Raw genomic sequence first — 2,425 nt, 5'->3', positions numbered from 1 at the left:
TGTTATTATACAAATCTACAAAATCTTGAGTGGGCACCACTCTTGGCAAATACCTTATTTCATACCTACGCAATCTATAATTCCACTCTTTTTGGTAGCCCAAATAAATGTCATTGGCTGAGGGTAACTCTGCTGTATTACCTACATCGTATTTAGCATAAAGCTGTACAATACTCTCTGCAGTATCATCATCTTTCCATACTTTTTCTAAATCACTACTGCTGGTTACTAAGCTATAACGACTGCCAATGATAGAAGTAGCTGCGGCATAAGCCTCTGCCCATTTGCCTCTGTAAAGCAATACTCGCGCTTTGAGTGCTGCCACTGCATCTTTAGTAAACTTCTCTGCCCCTAATGAGCCTGTTACATCGCTGAGACGGGTTTCTGCTTGCGCTATATCGGCTAAAATAAAATCATACGTCTGACCTACTGTACTTCTGTTAGGGAAGTTGTTGATAGTAGGCCCGCTTAACAAAGGCAGTCCGTATGCTGAAGCCTCGTCAGTAGGACAGTAATGTGTAATTAGATAAGTGTAATAATAAGCTCGTGCTAAATACAATTCGCCTAAATTGTGCTTTATTTGTGCCGAATCGGTGCGATAATTCTCTTGTGGAATAGCAATGGTAGGAATACCCTCTAAACCTATATTGATGTCTTGTACCGCCTTCCAATAACGCTGCCAAATAGCAGCTGTAGCTCCGTTATTGACTGTGAATAATGACCAGTTTTGGAAATTGGTAATCGTTTCGTTAGTACCATCTCTTTTGGTCATATTCAAGAAATCAGCTTGCAAATCGGTAGCATACATCGCACTTCCGTATACGTTTGTACGCAAGGTATTGTACATACCATTCACCCAAAACTGTGCATCTTGTACCGTTTTGAACGAGTTAGCTTGGCTCAAATCTTCATAAGGCTGTTGATCTAGGCTAAAGCAGCCTGCGAAAAACAAAGGAGCCACTACTAAAGTTATTATTTTATAAATCTTTTTCATTGTTTTGCATTTTTAAAAATTAACATCAACCCCTAAAGTAAACTGACGTGAAGGAGGATAGCCCCCTGATGATATTGGATTAGTGTATTCAGGGTCTGCCCCCTCATATTTGGTAAGCGTAAAGATATTGCGAGCCGTAGCATATAAGCGTACCCCTTCAAAGAATCGTATCTGCTTAATAACCTCTTTAGGAAGGCTGTAGCTAAGGGTAATATTCTTTAGACGCATAAACGATGCATCTTGTATCATACGCGCATCAGATGAATTTACAAATGTTGTAGTGTTTATCTTAGGGTGACGAGTGTTATCACCTGGGTTTTTCCAATAATCCAAAATCTTTCTGCTTAGGTTGTGATCGCCAAACTGGTCAGGATTTTCGGTATACTTCATATCGTAATTCCATTTGTATCTTTCTAACGAAAAAGAGAATGCCATATCGAGCGAGAATGTTTTATAGCTTACATTCCAACCAAAACCACCATTGATAGGTGCTTGCATTTTCTTGCCTGTAGTCTGTCCTAATTTACTAGAATCGTAAGTAGTTGACACCCTATTATCATCGGTTACTTGCTCCATACGGTCATCACCTGGTATATAGTACTCCATTTGTCCGGTATCAGGATTTACCCCTTTAGGGATAACCGCAGCCCACTCGAGCGCACGCCCTAACTTATACCCTATTTCAGAAGAAGGAATCACATTAGAGGTCTTGTTGCCAAAAAGGGCGGTTACTTCTTGTTTGTTATAGTTTACGTTGAAGTAAGGACGCACTGTTAGGTCTTGATTTTTACTTCTGTAAACTACTGACGAGAAAGTAAAGTCGACACCACGATTGCGCATACCCCCTGCATTGTCATAGAATTGAACTTGCCCAGTGGTACTATTGAGGTCGCGGCTAGAAATCATATCATAGGTTTCGCGGTCGTAGTACTCGATGTTGAAAGAAGTACCTCTATCTACCACCAAGTTTAGCCCTACAGTAGTTTTGCGTTGTTCTTCCCAACGCAAGTCAGGATTCCCTAATTTACCTACGGTATAAGCTGTTTTGCTTTGGTAGAAATTGTCAGGCTTTACAGTGGTGATGTGGTTATAGCCCCCTAAAGCGTTTCCTGAAAGCCCTGTACTGAAGCGCAAATTAAGGTCTGAAAGCCATTTCACCTCTTTTAAGAAGTTCTCTTGTTTTAGCTTCCACATCGCACCTATCGCCCAGAAATTACCATAGTGATTGTTCTTACCAAAGGCTGACGAACCATCGCGGCGCATTGATAAATCTACGAAATAACGGGTATTGTAAGAGTACTCTAATCTTCCGAAGTAAGAGTTGAAAGTACTTACTGACTTTTGGTCTTCTATTCTTTTATTTTTACTACCGTGACGGAGCATTGTAAGTCCTTCGGCAGGCTGCCCATAAGTAGCCGCATCTAATTGTTT

At 40.7% G+C, this 2,425-nt stretch carries 2 protein-coding genes; both read right to left on the bottom strand.

Annotation, left to right across the window (positions count from 1 at the left end):
- Nucleotides 1–994, bottom strand: a 994-nt coding sequence (locus HMPREF9074_RS10835) for a RagB/SusD family nutrient uptake outer membrane protein (protein WP_034540766.1), incomplete at its 3' end; no start/stop codon positions are given.
- Nucleotides 995–1,006: 12 nt separating this feature from the next.
- Nucleotides 1,007–2,425, bottom strand: a 1,419-nt coding sequence (locus HMPREF9074_RS10830; protein ID WP_034540764.1) for a TonB-dependent receptor domain-containing protein, incomplete at its 5' end; no start/stop codon positions are given.

Origin of the sequence: Capnocytophaga sp. oral taxon 329 str. F0087 (genome assembly GCF_000213295.2) — a bacterium.
Taxonomy (GTDB): Bacteria; Bacteroidota; Bacteroidia; order Flavobacteriales; family Flavobacteriaceae; genus Capnocytophaga; species Capnocytophaga leadbetteri_A.
Note: the sequence above shows the minus strand (reverse complement) of the source record. Positions and strands in the feature narration are given on the sequence as shown.